The sequence below is a fragment of the Methylobacterium sp. B4 genome, assembly GCF_003201865.1.
GTDB lineage: Bacteria > Pseudomonadota > Alphaproteobacteria > Rhizobiales > Beijerinckiaceae > Methylobacterium.
Map to the genome: position 1 here is coordinate 116,876 of NZ_QJJJ01000004.1, position 17,057 is coordinate 133,932.

Genomic DNA, 17,057 nt, shown 5'->3' on the forward strand with positions numbered 1-17,057 from the left:
GGCTCATGCTCGAAGGTCTGCCGCCGCATCGTCCCACGCACGTCCTGCGCCTGATCACGGACGAGCCCTCCGCTCGCGCCATGACCGAGCTTCTGGGCGAGATGTTCGACCCGATGGAGACGGCGGTGGCCGCCTTCGAGGTCGAGGAGACCGGGGCGTGGCGCCTCGAAGCCTATTTCTCGGAGGAGCCGGACGCGGAGATGATCCGCGACCTCATCCGCCCCCTGGTCGGCGACCAGGCCGACGAGGCCGCCTTCGAGACCATCGACCAGCAGGATTGGGTGCGCGCCTCGCTCGAAGGGCTGAAGCCGGTGCGGGCGGGCCGCTTCCTCGTGCATGGCGGCCACGACCGGCACCACGTGCGGCCCAACGACCTCGCCATCGAGATCGAGGCGGCGCTCGCCTTCGGCACCGGCCACCACGGCACCACGCTGGGCTGCCTGCGGGCACTCGTGGCCGAGATGAAGCAGCGCCGCCCCGCGCGCGTCCTCGACGTCGGCACCGGCACGGGCATCCTAAGCTTTGCCGCCGCGCGCGCGCTGCGCATCCCGGTCGTGGCCGGCGACCTCGATCCGGAGGCCGTGACGACCGCGCGGGAGAACGCCCGCCTCAACGGCCTCGGGCCGCTCATGCGCCTCTACCACGCGCCCGGCGTGCGCCACGCCCTGGCGAACCGGCCGCGCGGCTTCGACGTGGTCTTCGCCAACATCCTGGCCCGCCCGCTCAAGCGGCTCGCGCCCTCGCTCACCGCCGTGGTGGCCGATCACGGTGTGCTGATCCTCTCCGGACTGATCGAGCGCGACGTGCCCGGCGTGCTCTCGACCTACCGCCACCGCGGCTTCCATCTCGCCCGCTCCGGCGTGATCGAGGGCTGGGCGACCCTGGTGCTGCGCCGGGGCGGATCCGCACCGCGCCCGCGCTGAACGAGGGTGACGCGGGCGGGCGCGAGGCGGTACGCTTCCGCCATGACCAACGACCCGCGCCGAAGCTCTCGCCCCCGCTTTCAGACCTTCGACGATCCGAGCCACGCCAAGGGGGCCGAGCGGATCGAGGCCCTGCGCGCGGCCCTGCGCGAAATCGGCGCCGACGGCTTCGTGGTGCCCCGGGCCGACGAGCACCAATCCGAATACGTGCCCGCCAACGCCGAGCGCCTCGCCTGGCTGACGGGCTTCACCGGCTCGGCCGGTCTGGCCGTGGTGCTCGCCGACGCGGCCGCCCTGTTCGTGGACGGGCGCTACACCCTGCAGGCGCCCGAGCAGGTCGATACCGGCACGATCACCGTGGTGCCGCTGGCCGAGACGACGCCGGAAGCCTGGCTCGGCACCCATCTCAAGGCCGGGCAGGTTCTGGCCTACGACCCCTGGCTCCACACCGTCGACGGCGTCGCCCGGCTGGAGCGGGCCGCGGCCAAGGCCGGAGCCTCCCTGCGCCCGGTCGAGGCGAACCTCGTGGACGCGGTCTGGGCCGGGCGCCCCAAGCCTCCGGCCGGCCGGGTCGCGGCCCAGCCGGACGCGCTGGCGGGCGAGAGCCGCGAGGCCAAGCTCGACCGCATCCGCGCCGCGCTGGCCGAGGGCGAGCTCGACGCGCTGGTGATCTCCGATCCGCACAACCTCGCCTGGGCCTTCAACCTGCGCGGGGCCGACGTCGCGCACACGCCCCTGGCCCTCGGCTACGCCGTCCTGCCCCGCGAGGGCCGGGCCGCCCTCTATCTCACCTCGCCCGAGATCGACGCGGATCTGCGCGCCGCCCTCGAGCCGCTGGCCGACCTTCGTCCCCGCGCCGCCTTCGCCGAGGCTGTCGCGCAGGCCAGCGCGGGCGCGGCGCGGGTTCGCCTGGACGCGGCGACGGGCGCGGCGGCGCTCAAGGGGCTCGTCGAGGCGGCCGGCGGCGTGGCCGATACCGGCCCCGACCCGGTCACCGCGATGAAGGCGGTGAAGAACGCCGCCGAGATCGCCGGCTCCCGCGCCGCCCATCGCCGCGACGGGCTGGCCGTGACGCGCTTCCTCGCTTGGCTCGACCGGGCGGCGGAAGACGGCGTGAGCGAGATCCGGGCGGTCGAGGCCCTGGAGGATTTCCGGGCCGAGGGCGGCGAATTGCGGGACGTCTCGTTCCCGACCATCTCCGGCTCCGGGCCCAACGGGGCGATCGTGCATTACCGCGTCACCCGCGCCACCGACCGCACCGCGCGGCCCGGCGAGCTCTTCCTGATCGATTCCGGCGCGCAATACGCCGACGGCACCACCGACATCACCCGCACGGTCGCCATCGGCACGCCCACGGACGGGATGCGCGAGCGCTTCACCCGCGTGCTGAAGGGGCAAATCGCCATCGCCCGCGCCGTCTTCCCCGAGGGCACCACGGGCGCGCAGATCGATGCCTTCGCCCGGGCGAGCCTGTGGGAGGCAGGGCTCGATTACGATCACGGCACCGGCCACGGCGTCGGCGCCTTCCTCTCGGTGCACGAGGGGCCGCAGCGCATCGCCAAGACCGGCACGGTGGCCCTGAAGCCCGGCATGATCCTCTCGAATGAGCCGGGCTATTACCGTGCGGGCGCCTACGGCATCCGCATCGAGAACCTGATCCTGGTCGAGGAGCGGACGGTTCCGGGGGCCGAGCGGCCGATGCTCGGCTTCGAGACGCTGACGCTGGCCCCCATCGACCGCCGCCTGATCGATGCGACGCTGCTCGGCGCCGCCGACGCGTCCTGGCTCGACGCCTACCATGCCCGCCTGCGCCGGAGCCTCACGCCCGATCTCGACGGGGCGACGCGCGACTGGCTGGAGGCGGCGACCCGGCCGCTCGGCGAGGCAAGCGCGTGAGCGGGCGGCCGAACCCCTCCGTCCTGTTCGTGTGTCTGGGCAACATCTGTCGCTCGCCCCTGGCCGAGGCGGCCTTCCGGCTCGAAGCCGGGCGGGCCGGGCTCGCGATGAGCGTCGATTCCGCCGGCACCGGCGACTGGCACGTGGGTGAGCCGCCCGACTCCCGCGCCATCGCGGTGGCGCGGGCCAAGGGCGTCGACATCTCCGGCTACCGCGGGCGGCAGGTGACGGCAGCCGATTTCGACCGCTTCGACCACGTGGTCGCCCTCGATCACGCCAATCTCGCCCGGCTGCGCGCCCTGCGCCCGGCCGACTCGCGGGCGGCCTTGAGCCTGCTCCTCGACCACGTGCCGGGCCGGGCGGGCGAGCCCGTGGCCGATCCCTATTACGGTGCGGACGAGGGCTTCGAGACGACCTGGGCCGACGTGACCGAGGGCGCGCGGGCGCTGGTCCGGCGCATCGCGGGGACGGGATGAGCGACCTCGCGCGCCGTGCCGCGGATCTCCTCGGCGGCCGGCTCGCCGAGGCACGGTCGATGGCGGGCGGAAGTCTCTCGCGCTGCGCGGCCCTGCGCCTGGAGGACGGGCGCGAGGCGGTGGCCAAAACGGGCCCCGCGCCGCGGACCGAGGCGCGCATGCTGGAGGCCATCGCGGCGGCCGGCGTGCCGGCCCCGTCCGTCCTCGCGGTCGATGACGCGATCCTCGTGCTCGAGCGCCTGCCCGATGCGGGGGCCGGACCCGGCGCCCAGGCCGATCTCGGCCGCGTCGCGGCGCGCCTGCACGCCGCCTCCGGCCCGCGCTACGGCTGGTCGGAGACTTACGCCTTCGGTCCCGTCGTCATCGAGAACGCCTGGAGCGACGACTGGCCGGGCTTCTGGGGCGGGCGGCGCCTGCTCTGCCATGCCGGCCACCTGCCCGCGCCCCTGGCCCGGCGGGTAGAAGCGCTCGCGCGCGATCTGCCGAACCGCCTGCCCCGGCATCCGCGCCCGGCCCTCCTCCACGGCGACCTGTGGGGCGGAAACGTCCTCTTCGCGGGCGGGCGCGTCGTCGGGCTGATCGACCCGGCCTGCTATCATGGCCACGCGGAGATCGATCTGGCGATGCTCTCGCTGTTCGGCCATCCGGGGCCGGCCTTCCGCGAGGCCTACGGCCCGGCGGAGCCCGGCGAGGCGGAGCGCGCGCCGATCTACAAGCTCTGGCCGGCGCTGGTGCATCTTCGGCTGTTCGGCGCCGGCTACCGCGGCATGGTCGAGGGGCTGCTGCAGGCGGCCGGCGTCTGACACCGTTTCCGGCCGATCGCCCCGGATCGTCATGGCGCGGCGGAGCCGAAGCCATCCAGCGCTCCGAATGATCCGGAGAAGCCCCGCCCCTGGATCGCTTCGCTCAGGCTCGCGATGACGGCCCGAGGTGAAAGCCGAGATCCTCGAACCGAAGTCCCATCAGAACATCCCGTTCGCGTTGGCGGAGTGTTCGGGCAGGATCTGCAGCACGTCCCAGTGCTCGACGATGCGGCCGTCGTCGTCGAGGCGGAAGATGTCGATGGCGGCGTAGTCGTGGTCGCCCGGCCAGTGCTGGAGACAGTGCAGCACGACGAGATCGCCCTCGGCGACGGCGCGCTTCACCTCGACGCGCTTGCCCGGCCATTCGCGCGCCATGCGCTCGAAATAGGCGATGAAGCCGTCCTTGCCGCTGGCCACGTGCGGGTTGTGCTGGATGTAGTCCGCGCCGGCGTAGCGCTCGATGGCCTCGCGCGGCCGGCCATCGTTGAACATCAGTTCGTAGAAGGCGATGACGGTCGCCTTGTTGCGCGCGAGGTCGCTCATGCTGTCGCTCCGGGTGGCCGGAGGGGGCCGGCTCCCCGCGTCGCCCGGCCCGGACGCGCCGTGCCGATCGCCTCGAGGCGCGCGACCCTACTCCGCCGGGGCGGGAGCCTCCAGCGCGCGCGGCTCGAAGCGGCCATCCTGCGTCGGCTTCATCTCGACGCGCCGGTCGTGGTGCTTGTGCAGGGTCGAGCGGTGGCCGATCGAGACGATGGTCGTGCCGGGCAGCGTCTCGCGCAGCATCCGGTAGATCTCGGCCTCGGTCTCCTCGTCGAGCGCGGCGGTCGATTCGTCGAGGAACAGCCAGTCGGGCTTGGCCAGGATCGCCCGGGCGATGGCGAGGCGCTGCTGCTCGCCGCCGGAGAGGCGCCGGTCCCAGTTGTCGATCTCGTCGAGCCGGTCGGCGAGCTGCGGAAGCCGGGCGGCCTCCAGCGCCGCGCGTATGGCCTCGTCGGAGAACTGGTCGATGGTGTGCGGGTAGGCGACGGCGCCGCGCAGGGAGCCCAGCGGGATGTAGGGCCGCTGCGGCAGCACGAGCGCCGATTGCCCGGCCGGGACGTGGACCCGGCCCTTGCCGAAGGGCCAGATGCCGGCGATCGCGCGGAACAGGGTCGATTTGCCCGAGCCGGAGGGGCCGCTGACCAGGGTCGCGCTGCCCTTCGGCAGGCTGAGCGTGTCCGCCCGCACGATCTCGCGGCCGTCGGGCAGGGCGAGGGTAAGGTCGCGGGCGGTCACGGCGCTCGCGGTGTCATTGTCCTGGGCGAGCCCGTAACCGGCACTCGCCAGGGCCTCGGCCTTCGTCATCGCCCGCTTGAACGAGCCCAGACGAATGGTGTTCGCCTTGTAGGCCGCGAGGATGGTGTAGGAGTTGATGAAGAAGTTCAGCGAGTTCTGGACGTTGCTGAAGGCGTTGGAGGTCTGCTGCAGGGCGCCCAGGGTGATCTTCTTGGCGAAGAACGACGGCGCGGCGATGATGAGCGGGAAGACCGCGCTCGCCTGCCGGTAGCTGAAGGTGAAGGCGATCAGCTTGATGCGCCGGAAGATGATGCCGACGTAGTTGTCGACGATGGCGTGGAACAGGGTGTTGAGCCGCGAGGTCTCGGCCCGCTCGCCCCGCAGCAGGGCGATCTGCTCCGAGTAGATGCGGTTGCGCGCCAGCGCGAAGCGGAAATCCGCCTCGACCTGCTCCTGCCGGTAGTCGAGGCCGATGAGCGGCTTGCCGATCAGGTGGGTCAGCCAGGTGCCGACCACCGCGTAGGCGATGACCAGCCAGACCAGGAAGCCCGGGATCACCGCGTCCGTGAAGGGCAGCACGAAGTCGCGCGAGAGCGTCCACAGGATGACCATGAACGAGACGAGCTGCGCGGCCTGCGAGAGCAGGCGGGTCGAGAGCGTCGTGGTCTGGGCGATGAAGCTGTTGACGTCCGACTGGATACGCTGGTCCGGGTTGTCGGCGTCCTCGTCGGTGAAGGGAATGCGGTAATGCGTGCCGTCCCCGAGCCAGCGCTGATAGAGGCTCTGGGTGAGCCAAGTGCGCCAGCGCAGCTGCAGGGCGGAGTCGACGTAGAGGTCGAACATGCCGAGCACGACGTTGAGGGTCGCGAGCGGAATGAAGACCCACAGCACCTGATTCCAGAAGGCGGGCGCGTCGAGGGCCTGCAGGGAATTGTACATGTCGCGGTAGAAGAAGTTGAACCCGAGGGTCAGCGCGACATCGGCGAAGTTCACGAAGATCGAGAGCGCCACGAGATTGCGGCCGATTCGCCCCTCGGTGGTGCCGAACCAGCGGAACATGCCGACCTCGCGGCTCGGCGCGTCGCGGTTCGCGAAGTAGGGGTCGGCGATGAGGGTGATGTCCCGGATCGGCTTCCAGTGCGAGACGGCGAGCACGATGGCCCCGAAGACGACGGCGCCCGTCGCGGCGAAGTCCGGCGGGAGCAGGGCCGCGACGAAGCCCGGCAGGGCTCCGGCATTGGCCAGCGTCTTGGACACGGCCAGCAGCAGGTAGCCGGCGCCGTAGACCGAGACGAAAATCTTGAGATAGGCCGAGAGGTTGTTCGAGGCGAGCAGGATGCCCGCCATGGCGAAGCCCGCCAGCGAGACGTAGAGCGGGGGCGAGGGAAGCCCCGGCGCGGCGAGCAGCAGGAGGGCGACGAGCGCCGTGAGCACGGCCTGGATGCCGAGCCCGCTCTTCAGTGCGGCCACGCAGGTACTCCTTCTCGCTGTGCCGGTCCGCGTCCACCCGGGTCGGGTGACGGGGCCGGCCCACGGGGTCGGTCGCCGAACGCAGCGCCCGGCACGGCGCCCGTGGCCAGCCGTCATGGCGAGAACGTGGCGTCGCGCCGCTCCTGTCACGTGAAATTTCGGTCATGTCGAGGGCCGGACCGGTCCGCCGCCAGCGCCCTGGGAGCTGAGGTGCGACACCGTGGACCCGTCTCCTGGCGCGGCGCGGACGCGCCCGCTCTCAATTCGGGTCCCAGTTCCAGTCGCCGTAATCCGGCTCGCGGCAGCGGTAACCGATCGGGCATTGCGGGTTGTCGCGCGTGGGCACGAAGCGGAGTTCGGCGATCTCGGTGAGTTCGCAGAAGCTGCGGTCGCGCACGAAGCGTTCCGGGGGGCGCCCGCCCAGACTGAGCACGACGTCGCCCTGCTCCTTCACCGTGGCCATCGCCTCCGCGCAGATCACGCGCGTCGCGGGGGGCCGCGTCTGGGCATGGGCCGGGGGCAGCGCCAGGAAGGGCGCCAGCGCCGAGCCGAGGACGGCGAGGGTGACAGGTTTCATCACGCAGGGACTGTCGACGGCCAGCGGGGACCGCCAAGCTTGACCATGGCAGGTTCTGCCAGCGGCGGGAAGAGCTTGCCGCGCTCCTCGCCGTGCCTCTGCCGCAATCCCGGCGTCTACCCTCAGGAACCGGGCCGCGGAGGGCTTCCGGTCGGCGCCCTGCCCCGCCAGAGTCGGTGCGCCTCTCGCCTGGGAGGCAAGCGAGCCATGGCGTGCCTGTCGATCCTCGATCGCGATGCGGTGCGCGCCGCGCCGGCGTTGCGCGAGCCCTGCAGCGGTCTCCTCGGCGGGGCCGGCATCACCGGGCCGGGTGGCCTCACCGCGGACGCGGTGACACTCGACACGCCGATCGACGAGTTGGAAAGCGACGCGTTCTCCCCCATTCTAGGCGATACTTTCGGCGTCGACCTCGTCCCCTGCCCGCGGCTGACCACGATCATGACGCGCAGCCAGCTCGAATACGGTGCGATCCGCGCGGACGGGCCGTCCAAGGTCGGGGCGCTGCTCGTCTCTATGAATGATGCATGGGACGCGCCCGCCGCGGGCCGCCGGCGGGTCCGCTTCGAGGGCCGGAACGACACGCCCTTCGCCGTCGCGGGGCCGCCGACGAGGGGCACGATGGTCGCTTGTCTGCGCTGCGACCTTTCCCGGCACGGCCCCGCGTCGCTCGAGGGCGAGCGTCGCGTCGTGCGGTCGATCTCGATGAAGGATGCGGCCGAGCCGCCGCGTGAGCGCAACCGGACGGCTCCGTTTTCAAAAGGTGGTTTCGGGCGGTGAACGGCGAGGGTGGAGCGCATGCCGGGGGGACGGCGATGACGGAGGCAGTGCGCGAGGCGGAGAAGCCCGGCGCGGGTGACGGCGAGTCGCCCGGCCCGGCGGCCGCGCGGCGCCGGCTGGCGATCCCGATGATCCTGGCCGCGGGCTGGGGGGCGCTGTTCGCCTACACCGTCGTCGTGCTCACCGATGACGGTCCCGTGGCGGCCACGGCCGGGAGCAGCCGACACGTCTCCAGCGACGGCGGCGGTATCGATGTGCCGGAGGTGCGCCTGCCCGAGCCGGAGCGGGTCGCCGCGCCCGCCGCCGGCCATTCCGGACCCGCGCGGGTTCTCACCGTCGCCGCGCCCGCCCCGCCCCTGGAGATGGTGAGGCCGGACGCCGAGCCGCGGCCCGTCGCGCCGCAGGTGGAGCGCGCGGCCTTCGTCGGCGTGTGGGGGCCGACCCCCGTGGCCTGCGGCCAGCGCCAGCGCCGCCGCGGCTTCATACCCGCCACGATCAGCGAAGAGGGCGCCAAGGCCGGGCGCACCATCTGCCGCTTCCGCAACAACCGTCGAGAGGGCAATGCCTGGACCATGGCGGCCGATTGCAGCGAGCGCGGCCGGCGCTGGACTTCGCAGGTGCGTCTGCTCGTCGAGCAGGACCGACTGACCTGGACGAGCGGCAAGGGACAGGCGAACTACATCCGCTGCGGGCGCAAATCGGGCTGAAAACGCAGCGGCAGGGCTCCCGCCCGAAAGACGACCCGCTCGGGCGTGAAGCGCCAGAGCCGCTCGGCGCCCTCGATCCCGCAGGTCGCCGCCGGATCGAGCAGGACCTCGGTGCCGCCCGTCATCTGCAGAAGGTCGCCGCCGGAAAAATCGGGAAAGACAAGCCCGGCGCGCGGGTTCACGAGCAGGTTGCCCAGCGTATTGAAGAAGCGGTTGCCGGAGTAATCGGGGATCGTGAGGCTGCCGTCGGTTCCGACCCGCACGAAGCCGGGCGGCCCGCCGCGGTGCGAGGCATCGACCTGCCGTCGTCCGTCCCCGTCCTCGACGAAGCTCGCGACGAAGAAGGTGTCGGCCCCCTCCACGAGCGCCCGCGCCCGGCCGTCGAGCCGGTCGGAGGGGACGGGCGCCGGGGCCTCGGGCCGTGCCTCCGCCGTTTGCGTCTCGCGCCGCGGGCGGATGTATTGCGGGCAATTTCCGAAGCTCTGCTCCACCGCGACCGTGAAGCCCGCGGGGCCGTCACGGCGGAGGGTGCCGTTGAGGCGGTTGCGGCGGCGCGTGCCGAGTTCGATCCCGAGCAGGCCCACGCCCGCGCCGTCCTCCAGGCCGTCCTCGGCCGGATCGTCGGGCGCGGGCTCCGCCTCGATCCGCAGATGGCGAGGGTCCGGCGCGTGCAGGAAGCCCGGCTCGCCGGCTCGCAGGGTGGCCCAGGGCCGGCCGGCCCGGTCCACTGTCCCGAGGACGAGGAAGGGGAGCAGCGGATAGAAGTTCTGGTGCTGCTCGGTCAGGTGATCGCGGATGACCCGCGGTCCGAGTTCGGCCAAGCGTGCGGCGAGGCCGACGCTCTCCTGGATCGCCACCTCGCCCCGGTGCCAGGGGGAGGCGGCCTGTGGCTGCGGGCTCATGACCGGACCTCACGCTGCGTTCAGGCCGACGGGTGAGGCCGGGAGCGGCACGAAGCCGGGTAGCGCCTCGATCCGGGCGAGCCAAGCGCGGACGCGGCCGTAGGGCGCCAGATCGACGTTCCCCTCCGGCGCGGCGGCAATGTAACTGTAGAGCGCCACGTCGGCGATGGTCGGGCGATCGGCCGCGATCCAATCGCGCGAGGCCAGTTCCGCGTCGATCAGCGCCAGGATCCTGTGGGCGCGGGCGATCACCTCGCCGGTGTCGAAGGAGGCGCCGAACAGCGTGACGAGGCGGGCGGCCGCCGGGCCGAAGGCGATGGGTCCGGCCGCCACCGAGAGCCAGCGCTGCACCCGCGCCGCCCCTTCCGCATCCTCGGGCAGCCAGTCGCCGCGGCCGAGCTTCTTGGCGAGGTAGACCAAGATCGCGTTCGAATCCGGCACGACGGTCCCGGCATCGTCGAGGACCGGGATCTGCCCGAACGGGTTGAGCGCCAGAAAGTCGGCCGAACGGTTCTGGCCGCCCGCCATGTCGACCTCGACGGTCTCGTAGGGCTGGCCGACCAGCGACAGGAACAGGCGCGCCCGGTGCGCATGGCCCGAGAGCGAGAGACTGTAGAGCTTCACCATGCGTCTCCTTCCGGCCTGGATCGGCCGCGGAGGCAGGAGACTGCCGATCCGGAGCGGTGTGAAGCACGGTTCTCGGCAGATGACTGTTGCGTACAGCGGAATAATCGAAAGGCTCAGCCCGTTCGGGAGGTATGGCGATGGATCGCTGTCAGGGAATGCGGGTGTTCGTGCGGGTGGCCGAGAGCGGCGGCTTCGCCGGGGCCGCGCGCAGCCTCGCCATGAGCCCGCCGGCGGTGACGCGGGCCGTGGCCGCGCTCGAAGACGCGATCGGGGCGCGGCTGTTCATCCGCACGACGCGCTCGGTGAAGCTGACGGAGGCGGGCGCGCGCTACCTCGAGGATTGCCGGCGCATCCTCGCCGATATCGAGGAAGCCGAAGCCGCCGCCGCGGGCTCGACCGCCACGCCCACGGGAACGCTCACGCTCACCGCGCCGGTGCAGTTCGGCCGCCTCTACGTCCTGCCGGTGCTGACGGAGTATCTGGAGCGCCACCCCGCCGTTTCGGCCCGCGCCCTGTTCCTCGACCGCGTGGCCAACCTCGTCGAGGAGGGCGTGGATGTCGGCGTGCGGATCGGACATCTCGCCGATTCCGGCCTCACCGCGCTGCGGGTCGGCAGCGTCCGCCGTGTGGTCTGCGCCGCGCCGGCCTATCTGGAGCGGCACGGCGTGCCGGAGGCCCCCGGCGACCTGCGCGACCACGCGGTGATCGGCTCGACGAGCCTCGGGGCGCTGCCGGACTGGCGCTTCGGCCCCGAGCGGCGCACGAGCGTCACTCTGCATCCCCGGCTCGTTTGCAGCACGGTCGACGCGGCGCTCGCGGCGGTGCTCGACGGATGGGGGATCGCCCGTCTCCTGTCCTATCAGGTCGCGGCGGCCGTGGCGGAGGGCCGCCTGCGCCTCCTCCTCGCCGAGCATGAGGAGGCGCCGCTGCCGATCCATGTCGTGAGCCCCGAGGGGCGCCGGGCGCCAGCCAAGACCCGCGCCTTCGTCGATCTGGCGGCGGCGCGGCTGCGGGCCGACCCGCGGGTGAACCCGGCGGCTTGAGACAGGCCGCCGCCCGCGCCCGTGCCGTGACGCGGAGCCATCCCGCGCGCCACCCTCTCTGGAGAAGGCGGCGCCGCTGGATCGCTTCGCCTTCGCTTGCGCGGACGATGGAGGAAAGACCCCTCCCCTCAGTACACGTCCGCCTGGTAGCGCCCGGTCTTCTTCAGGGCGGCGAGGTAGGCCACGGCCTCGTCCGGGTTCTTGCCGCCGAACTGGGCGGCGACGTCGATGATCGCCCGCTCCACGTCCTTGGCCATGCGCTTGGCATCGCCGCAGACGTAGAAGTGGGCGCCGCCCTCCAACCATTTCCACAACTCGGCGCCGTTCTCGCGCATCCGGTCCTGCACGTAGGTCTTCTCCGTGCCGTCGCGCGACCATGCCAGCGAGAGGCGGGTCAGCACCTTCTCGTCCTTCAGGCCGTTCAGCTCCTCCTTGTAGAAGAAGTCGGTCGCCTGCCGCTGGTGGCCGTAGAACAGCCAGTTGCGGCCGGGCGCCTTCGTGGCCGCGCGCTCGCGCAGGAAGGAGCGGAACGGGGCGACGCCGGTGCCGGGGCCGCACATGATCACGTCCTTGGACGGGTCCTGGGGCAGGCCGAAGCCGTGCGCCTTCTGCAGGTAGATCCGGACCTTGGTCTGCTCCGCGAGACGCTCGCCCAGATGGGTCGAGGCGACGCCCAGACGCAGGCGCGAGCGATGGTTGTAGCGCACCGCATCGACGGTGAGCGAGACGCGGCCGGCATCCATCCTGGGCGAGGAAGAGATCGAGTAGAGCCGCGGCTGCAACTCGTCGAGCGCTTCGAGGAAGACCTCGGCGTCGGGGCGCGCGCCGGGGAACTTGTGGAGCGCGCCGAGCACGTCGAGATAGGCCGCGTCGCCGTCCGGATCCTCGCCGGCCGCGAGCGCCTGCGCCTTCTTCCGAGCGGCGCCGGAGGTCAGCAGCGAGAGGAGCTGGTAGAGGTTGTCCGGCGCCGCACCGAGCGAATAGTCGGTGAGCAGCCGGTTGCGCAGGGTCTTGCCGGCGATCATCCGCTCGGGCCGGGTGCCGAGTTCGGCGATCACCGCATCCACCAGCGCCGGGGCGTTGGCGGGGAACAGGCCGAGGGAATCGCCCGCCTCGTAGGTGATCGGCGTGTCCCGCAGGTCGATCTCGATGTGCCAGGTCTCCTTCTCGCCGCCCGGCGCGTTGAGGCGCGTGCGGGAGAGGAAGGTCGCCTCCACCGGGTTCTCGCGGCAGAAGCCCAGCGGTTCGAGTTCCGGCTCCTTCTTCGGAGCGTCGCCCGCCTCCGCCTTCGGCGCGGCCGCGCCGCCCGCGGCGCCGAACTCCTCGTCGAGCTTCTTGAGCATCCGAAGCGTCTCTTTGCCGCCGGGCTGGCAAAGGTTCAGGCGCTCCTCGCTCTTGAGGAAGATCGCGTTGGCATAGTCGGCGCAGTTGTAGCCGCATTGTCCGCAATCCTGCTGGGCCATGGCGGCCATCAGCTTCTGCGGTTCGGAGCGGTCCTTGGCGATCGCCATGCGGTCGTTGATCGGCATCGACGGGTCGTGCCAGGGCGCGTCGTCGTTGTCGGCGAGCTTCGGGCCCGTCGACGGCGCCTCGCCCGCCGCAAGGGCGGTGGCGCCCTCCACGGCAGGGCCGAGGAGGGCGGCGAAGTAGCCCGACAGCCAGGAGCGCTGGTCGGCGTTGAACGGGGCGCTCTCGGGGATGAGAACGAGCGGGGGCGCGACGTGCTGGGTCATGCGGCGGCCTTGAGGGCGGGTTGTTCTTCGGCGGCGTCGCGCAGGGCCTCGGGGCCGGTGCGCGCGGTGAAGGCTTGGAAGCTCTCCTCCGGGCCCTGGCGGCGGGCGAGATAGGCGTTGAGCAGCGCCTCGACGCGCGAGGGCACGTCGTCGGCCTTCACCGCCTTCCAGATCTCGGTGCCGATCTTCGGATTCTCGGCAAAGCCGCCGCCGACCACGACGTCGTAGCCCTCGACGGTGTCGCCCTCCTCCGAGACGACGACCTTGGCGCCGATCAGGCCGATATCGCCGATGTAGTGCTGGGCGCAGCTATGATGGCAGCCGGTGAGGTGCACGTTCACCGGCACGTCCAGCGCCGGCACGGTCCGCTCGACATGGTCGGCGATGATCATCGCGTGACCCTTCGTGTCGGCGGCGGCGAACTTGCAGCCGCGCGAGCCGGTGCAGGCGACGAGGCCCGCGCGGATGCCGGCGGCCTTGATGGTGAGGCCGAGGGCCGCGACGCGGGCTTCCACTTCCGCCACCTTCGCGTCCGGCACACCCGAAAAGATGAAGTTCTGCCAGACCGTCATGCGGATCTGGCCGTCGCCGCATTCCGCCGCGATCCTGGCCAGACCGCGCATCTCGTCGGTGGTCATCTTGCCGACGGGCAGCACCACGCCGACCCAGTTCAGGCCGGGCTGGACCTGGGCATGGACGCCGACATGGCTGAAGCGGTCGGTCGGCCGGCGCGGCGCGACGTGGGCGCCGTCGACCCGGTCGAGCTTGCGCCCGAGCCGCTCCTCGACGGCGGCGATGTACTTGTCGAAGCCCCAGGCATCGAGGACGTACTTCATCCGGGCCTTGTTGCGGTTGGTCCGGTCGCCGTTCTCGATGAAGACCCGGATGATCGCGTCGGCCACAAGGTTGCAATCCTCGGGCCTGAGGACGATCCCGGTGTCGCGGGCCAGATCCTTGTGGCCCGAGATTCCGCCGAGCACGAGGCGCATCCAGACGCCCGGCGCGACCGCGGCGCCCTCCAGCACCTCGATCGCCTGGAAGCCGATGTCGTTCGTCTCTTCGAGCGCCGGCATCACGCCGCCGCCGTCGAAGGAGACGTTGAACTTGCGGGGCAGGCCGTAGAGCGAGCGGTCGTTCAGGATCCAGTTGTGCCAGGACTTGGTGAGCGGACGGGTGTCCAGCAGTTCCTGCGCGTCGATGCCGGCGGCGGGCGAGCCGGTGACGTTGCGGATGTTGTCGGCGCCCGCGCCCTGCGCGGTCAGGCCGAGATCGATCAGCCCGTCGAGGAAGGGCTGGGCGTGCTCAGGGTTGATCTCGCGCACCTGCAGGCCGGCGCGGGTGGTGACGTGGCTGTAGGCGCCGCCATGGGCCTCGGCGAGGTCGGCGAGGCCGGCGAACTGCCAGTGCTGCAGGATGCCGTTCGGAACCCGGATCCGGCACATGTACGAAGTCTGGGTCGGCGCGACCCAGAACATGCCGTGGTAGCGCCAGCGGAAATTGTCCTCGGGCTTCGGAGCCTTGCCCGTGGCGGCCTCCGCCTTCAGGCGGTTGTGGCCGTCGAACGGGTTCTCGGCGCGCTTCCACTTCTCCTGGTCGCAGAGCTTGCCGCCCTCCTTCACGGTGCGGATCTGCGCCTTGATGTGGATCGCGTCCGGGCCCGTGGGCTCGGCCGGCGCGCTCGCCGGGGCTTGGCCCGCGGCGAGGCCGCCGGTCATCCGGGCGGCGGCGATGCCGGAGGCGAAGCCTTCGAGATACCGCTTCTGCTCGGCGTTGAATTCATCTGCCATCGCTGCCTCACTCACGCTGCGAGGGTTTTCGGGGCCGGGCCGAACATCAGGTCGTCCCGGTCGTCTGGAGAGAGCGGCGCGCCGGAGCGGATAAGCTCCTTGCAGCGCGCCTGCTCGGCGATATCGCCGACGAAGACCGCCCCGGCGAGGCGGTTATCGGCGATGATCAGCTTGCGGTAGAGGCCGGCGGCGGCGTCGTGCATCACGACCGCCTCGGCGCCCTCGGGCGTATCGACCCATCCGGCCGAGAAGACCGGCAGACCCGAGACCTTGAGGCTCGTGGCCAGCGACGTGCCGGGATAGGCCGCCGCCTCGCCCAGCAGGTGGCGGGCCAGCACCTCGGCCTGCTCGTAGGCGGGCTCGACGAGACCGTAGGTCAGCCCGCGATGCTCGGCGCATTCGCCGAGCGCGAAGATCGCCGGGTCGGAGGTGGTCATGCGGTCATCGACGGTGATGCCGCGCCCGCAGGCGAGCCCGCAGCCCTGCGCCAGACCGGTCGAGGCGCGGATGCCCACCGACATCACCACGAGGTCGGCCGGGATCACCGTACCGTCCTTCAGCAGCAGGCGCTCGACCCGGCCCTCGCCCTCGATCGCGGCGGTGTCGGCCGACAGCATTACCTTGACGCCGCGCGCCTCCATCGCCGCGCGCACGAGGCGGGCGGCCGTGTGGTCGAGTTGGCGCTCCATCACCCGGTCCATGACGTGGATCAGGGTGGTGTCGACGCCGAGCCGGGCGAGCCCGACCGCGGCCTCCAGGCCCAGAAGCCCGCCGCCGATGACCACCGCCTTGGCATGCTCCACCGCCGCCTTGCGGATCGCCGCCACGTCGGCGAAGTCGCGAAACGTCAGCACGCCGGGCAGGTCGATGCCGGGCAGCGGCAGCCGGATCGGCAGCGAGCCCACCGCCAGCACCAACTTGTCGTAGGGCAGCACATGGGCGGAGCCGACCAGCGCGATGCGGTTGGCCCGGTCAATCCCGGTCACCGGCGCGCCGGTGACGAGGCGGATGCCGTGCTCCTCGTACCAGGAGAGCGGACGGAAGCCGCAGGCCGCCTCGTCCACCTCCCCGCCGAGCAGCGAGGAGAGCAGCACCCGGTTGTAGGCCGCCACCGGCTCGGCCCCGACCACCGTCACGTCGAACCGGCCCGGGGCGCGCTCGGTCAGCCGCTCGAGGAAGCGGAGCGAGGCCATGCCGTTGCCGACGACGACCAGTCTTTCCTTCACGCCCATGACGCCGTGATCCCCCATCACGATGTCAGGCGGCCAAGGCCGGCTTGGCGTGGCGGGCGTAGAGGAATTCCAGCACCGCGGCGCGGGCGTGGACGTAGGTGGCGTCCTCCACGAGGTCGAGCCGGCGGCGCGGGCGCTTGAGCGGCACGGGCAGGATCTCGCCGATGGTGGCGGAGGGCCCGTTGGTCATCATCACGATGCGGTCGGAGAGCAGCACCGCCTCGTCCACGTCGTGGGTGATCATGATGACGGTGTTCCTGAGCCGCGTCTGGATCTCCATGAGCTGGTCCTGGAGATGGGCGCGGGTCAGCGCGTCCAGCGCGCCGAAGGGCTCGTCCATCAGCAGCACCGTCGGCTCCATGGCGAGCGCGCGGGCGATGCCGACGCGCTGCTTCATGCCGCCGGAGATCTCCGCCGGGCGCTTGTCGGCGGCATGCATCATGTTCACCAGCGCGAGGTTGTGCTCGATCCACTGCGCCCGCTCGGCGCGGGACTTCTTGCCCCGCGCGACCTTGTCGACCGCGAGCGCCACGTTCTCGCGCACGGTGAGCCAGGGCAGCAGGGACTGGTTCTGGAACACCACCGCGCGGTCGGGGCCCGGGGCGTTCACCTCCTTGCCGTCGAGGAGCACGCCCCCGGTCGAGGCCTTGAGCAGGCCGGCGACGATGTTGAGCACCGTCGACTTGCCGCAGCCCGAGTGCCCGATGATCGAGACGAACTCGCCCTTGGCGATGTCGAGGTTCACGTCGCGCAGCACCTCGGAGGTCGTGCCGCCGCGGCGGAAGGAGATGCCGACCTGGGAGAGAGAAAGGTGAGCCATGGTTGTTCT

At 71.7% G+C, this 17,057-nt stretch carries 16 protein-coding genes; 7 read left to right on the forward strand and 9 right to left on the reverse strand.

Features of this window, described 5'->3' with window-relative positions; all coding sequences use genetic code 11:
* Positions 1 to 5: 5 nt before the first annotated feature.
* The 4 genes from BY998_RS07775 to BY998_RS07790 are packed head-to-tail and all read left to right on the forward strand — an operon-like array spanning position 6 to position 4,098.
* The gene (locus tag BY998_RS07775) at positions 6 to 923 is read left to right on the forward strand and encodes a 50S ribosomal protein L11 methyltransferase (RefSeq protein WP_110351071.1); all 918 of its coding nucleotides are present in this window, start codon (positions 6 to 8) and stop codon (positions 921 to 923) included.
* Positions 924 to 965: 42 nt separating this feature from the next.
* Entirely contained in the window at positions 966 to 2,819 is a 1,854-nt protein-coding gene (locus BY998_RS07780) for an aminopeptidase P family protein (RefSeq protein ID WP_110351072.1), read from the forward strand.
* Entirely contained in the window at positions 2,816 to 3,295 is a 480-nt protein-coding gene (locus tag BY998_RS07785; protein ID WP_110351073.1) for a low molecular weight protein-tyrosine-phosphatase, read from the forward strand. The genes BY998_RS07780 and BY998_RS07785 overlap by 4 nt, the downstream gene beginning before the upstream one ends.
* Complete coding sequence (locus BY998_RS07790; RefSeq protein WP_110351074.1) at positions 3,292 to 4,098, forward strand: fructosamine kinase family protein; 807 nt, start codon at positions 3,292 to 3,294, stop codon at positions 4,096 to 4,098. Before BY998_RS07785 ends, BY998_RS07790 begins: the two co-directional genes overlap by 4 nt.
* 159 nt (positions 4,099 to 4,257) lie before the next feature.
* On the opposite strand, the gene BY998_RS07795 is transcribed toward BY998_RS07790, so the two are convergent.
* From BY998_RS07795 to BY998_RS07805, 3 genes are all read right to left on the reverse strand, one after another.
* Positions 4,258 to 4,641: a nuclear transport factor 2 family protein gene (locus tag BY998_RS07795; RefSeq protein ID WP_110351075.1), complete on the reverse strand. Its 384-nt coding sequence runs from the start codon at positions 4,639 to 4,641 to the stop codon at positions 4,258 to 4,260.
* Positions 4,642 to 4,728: 87 nt separating this feature from the next.
* Positions 4,729 to 6,843, reverse strand: coding sequence for an ABC transporter ATP-binding protein/permease (locus BY998_RS07800; protein WP_110351076.1), 2,115 nt, complete (start codon positions 6,841 to 6,843; stop codon positions 4,729 to 4,731).
* Positions 6,844 to 7,102: 259 nt separating this feature from the next.
* Entirely contained in the window at positions 7,103 to 7,420 is a 318-nt protein-coding gene (locus BY998_RS07805; RefSeq protein ID WP_110351077.1) for a hypothetical protein, read from the reverse strand.
* A gap of 240 nt (positions 7,421 to 7,660) precedes the next feature.
* Here BY998_RS07805 and BY998_RS07810 point away from each other — a divergent pair, with 240 nt between their 5' ends.
* Positions 7,661 to 8,197 carry a 2OG-Fe(II) oxygenase gene (locus tag BY998_RS07810; RefSeq protein WP_245421519.1) on the forward strand — a complete coding sequence of 179 codons (537 nt, stop codon included), beginning with the start codon at positions 7,661 to 7,663 and terminating at the stop codon, positions 8,195 to 8,197.
* 35 nt (positions 8,198 to 8,232) lie between these two features.
* Positions 8,233 to 8,904 (forward strand): hypothetical protein, encoded by a 672-nt coding sequence (locus tag BY998_RS07815; RefSeq protein WP_110351079.1) that lies wholly within the window; start codon positions 8,233 to 8,235, stop codon positions 8,902 to 8,904.
* Here BY998_RS07815 and BY998_RS07820 read toward each other — a convergent pair.
* A complete protein-coding gene (locus BY998_RS07820) occupies positions 8,874 to 9,806 on the reverse strand; it encodes a pyridoxamine 5'-phosphate oxidase family protein (RefSeq protein ID WP_110351080.1) in 933 nt (310 codons plus the stop codon). The genes BY998_RS07815 and BY998_RS07820 overlap by 31 nt on opposite strands.
* Positions 9,807 to 9,815: 9 nt before the next feature.
* Positions 9,816 to 10,430, reverse strand: a complete 615-nt coding sequence (locus BY998_RS07825) for a glutathione S-transferase (RefSeq protein WP_110351257.1) — start codon at positions 10,428 to 10,430, stop codon at positions 9,816 to 9,818.
* A gap of 140 nt (positions 10,431 to 10,570) precedes the next feature.
* Between BY998_RS07825 and BY998_RS07830 the strand changes: the two genes are divergently transcribed.
* A complete protein-coding gene (locus BY998_RS07830; RefSeq protein ID WP_110351258.1) occupies positions 10,571 to 11,476 on the forward strand; it encodes a LysR family transcriptional regulator in 906 nt (301 codons plus the stop codon).
* A 128-nt stretch (positions 11,477 to 11,604) separates the two neighbouring features.
* Here BY998_RS07830 and BY998_RS07835 read toward each other — a convergent pair whose 3' ends face one another.
* From BY998_RS07835 to BY998_RS07850, 4 genes are read right to left on the reverse strand one after another with little or no spacing between them, the layout of a single operon-like run.
* Entirely contained in the window at positions 11,605 to 13,209 is a 1,605-nt protein-coding gene (locus BY998_RS07835; RefSeq protein ID WP_110351081.1) for a sulfite reductase subunit alpha, read from the reverse strand.
* Complete coding sequence (locus BY998_RS07840) at positions 13,206 to 14,996, reverse strand: NirA family protein (RefSeq protein WP_110351082.1); 1,791 nt, start codon at positions 14,994 to 14,996, stop codon at positions 13,206 to 13,208. The genes BY998_RS07835 and BY998_RS07840 overlap by 4 nt, the downstream gene beginning before the upstream one ends.
* A gap of 11 nt (positions 14,997 to 15,007) precedes the next feature.
* Complete coding sequence (locus BY998_RS07845; RefSeq protein WP_110351083.1) at positions 15,008 to 16,228, reverse strand: FAD-dependent oxidoreductase; 1,221 nt, start codon at positions 16,226 to 16,228, stop codon at positions 15,008 to 15,010.
* A gap of 25 nt (positions 16,229 to 16,253) precedes the next feature.
* Positions 16,254 to 17,048, reverse strand: a complete 795-nt coding sequence (locus tag BY998_RS07850; protein WP_110351084.1) for an ABC transporter ATP-binding protein — start codon at positions 17,046 to 17,048, stop codon at positions 16,254 to 16,256.
* Between the last annotated feature and the right edge of the window lie 9 nt (positions 17,049 to 17,057).

What these genes read in the sequence shown, in the direction of transcription:
- BY998_RS07845 (WP_110351083.1), bottom strand. Translation starts at nt 16,228, where the DNA reads ATGGGCGTGAAGGAAAGACTGGTCGTCGTCGGCAACGGCATGGCCTCG.
- BY998_RS07820 (WP_110351080.1), bottom strand. Translation starts at nt 9,806, where the DNA reads ATGAGCCCGCAGCCACAGGCCGCCTCCCCCTGGCACCGGGGCGAGGTG.
- BY998_RS07815 (WP_110351079.1), top strand. Translation starts at nt 8,233, where the DNA reads ATGACGGAGGCAGTGCGCGAGGCGGAGAAGCCCGGCGCGGGTGACGGC.
- BY998_RS07805 (WP_110351077.1), bottom strand. Translation starts at nt 7,420, where the DNA reads ATGAAACCTGTCACCCTCGCCGTCCTCGGCTCGGCGCTGGCGCCCTTC.
- BY998_RS07790 (WP_110351074.1), top strand. Translation starts at nt 3,292, where the DNA reads ATGAGCGACCTCGCGCGCCGTGCCGCGGATCTCCTCGGCGGCCGGCTC.
- BY998_RS07850 (WP_110351084.1), bottom strand. Translation starts at nt 17,048, where the DNA reads ATGGCTCACCTTTCTCTCTCCCAGGTCGGCATCTCCTTCCGCCGCGGC.
- BY998_RS07795 (WP_110351075.1), bottom strand. Translation starts at nt 4,641, where the DNA reads ATGAGCGACCTCGCGCGCAACAAGGCGACCGTCATCGCCTTCTACGAA.
- BY998_RS07835 (WP_110351081.1), bottom strand. Translation starts at nt 13,209, where the DNA reads ATGACCCAGCACGTCGCGCCCCCGCTCGTTCTCATCCCCGAGAGCGCC.
- BY998_RS07780 (WP_110351072.1), top strand. Translation starts at nt 966, where the DNA reads ATGACCAACGACCCGCGCCGAAGCTCTCGCCCCCGCTTTCAGACCTTC.
- BY998_RS07830 (WP_110351258.1), top strand. Translation starts at nt 10,571, where the DNA reads ATGGATCGCTGTCAGGGAATGCGGGTGTTCGTGCGGGTGGCCGAGAGC.
- BY998_RS07840 (WP_110351082.1), bottom strand. Translation starts at nt 14,996, where the DNA reads ATGGCAGATGAATTCAACGCCGAGCAGAAGCGGTATCTCGAAGGCTTC.
- BY998_RS07775 (WP_110351071.1), top strand. Translation starts at nt 6, where the DNA reads ATGCTCGAAGGTCTGCCGCCGCATCGTCCCACGCACGTCCTGCGCCTG.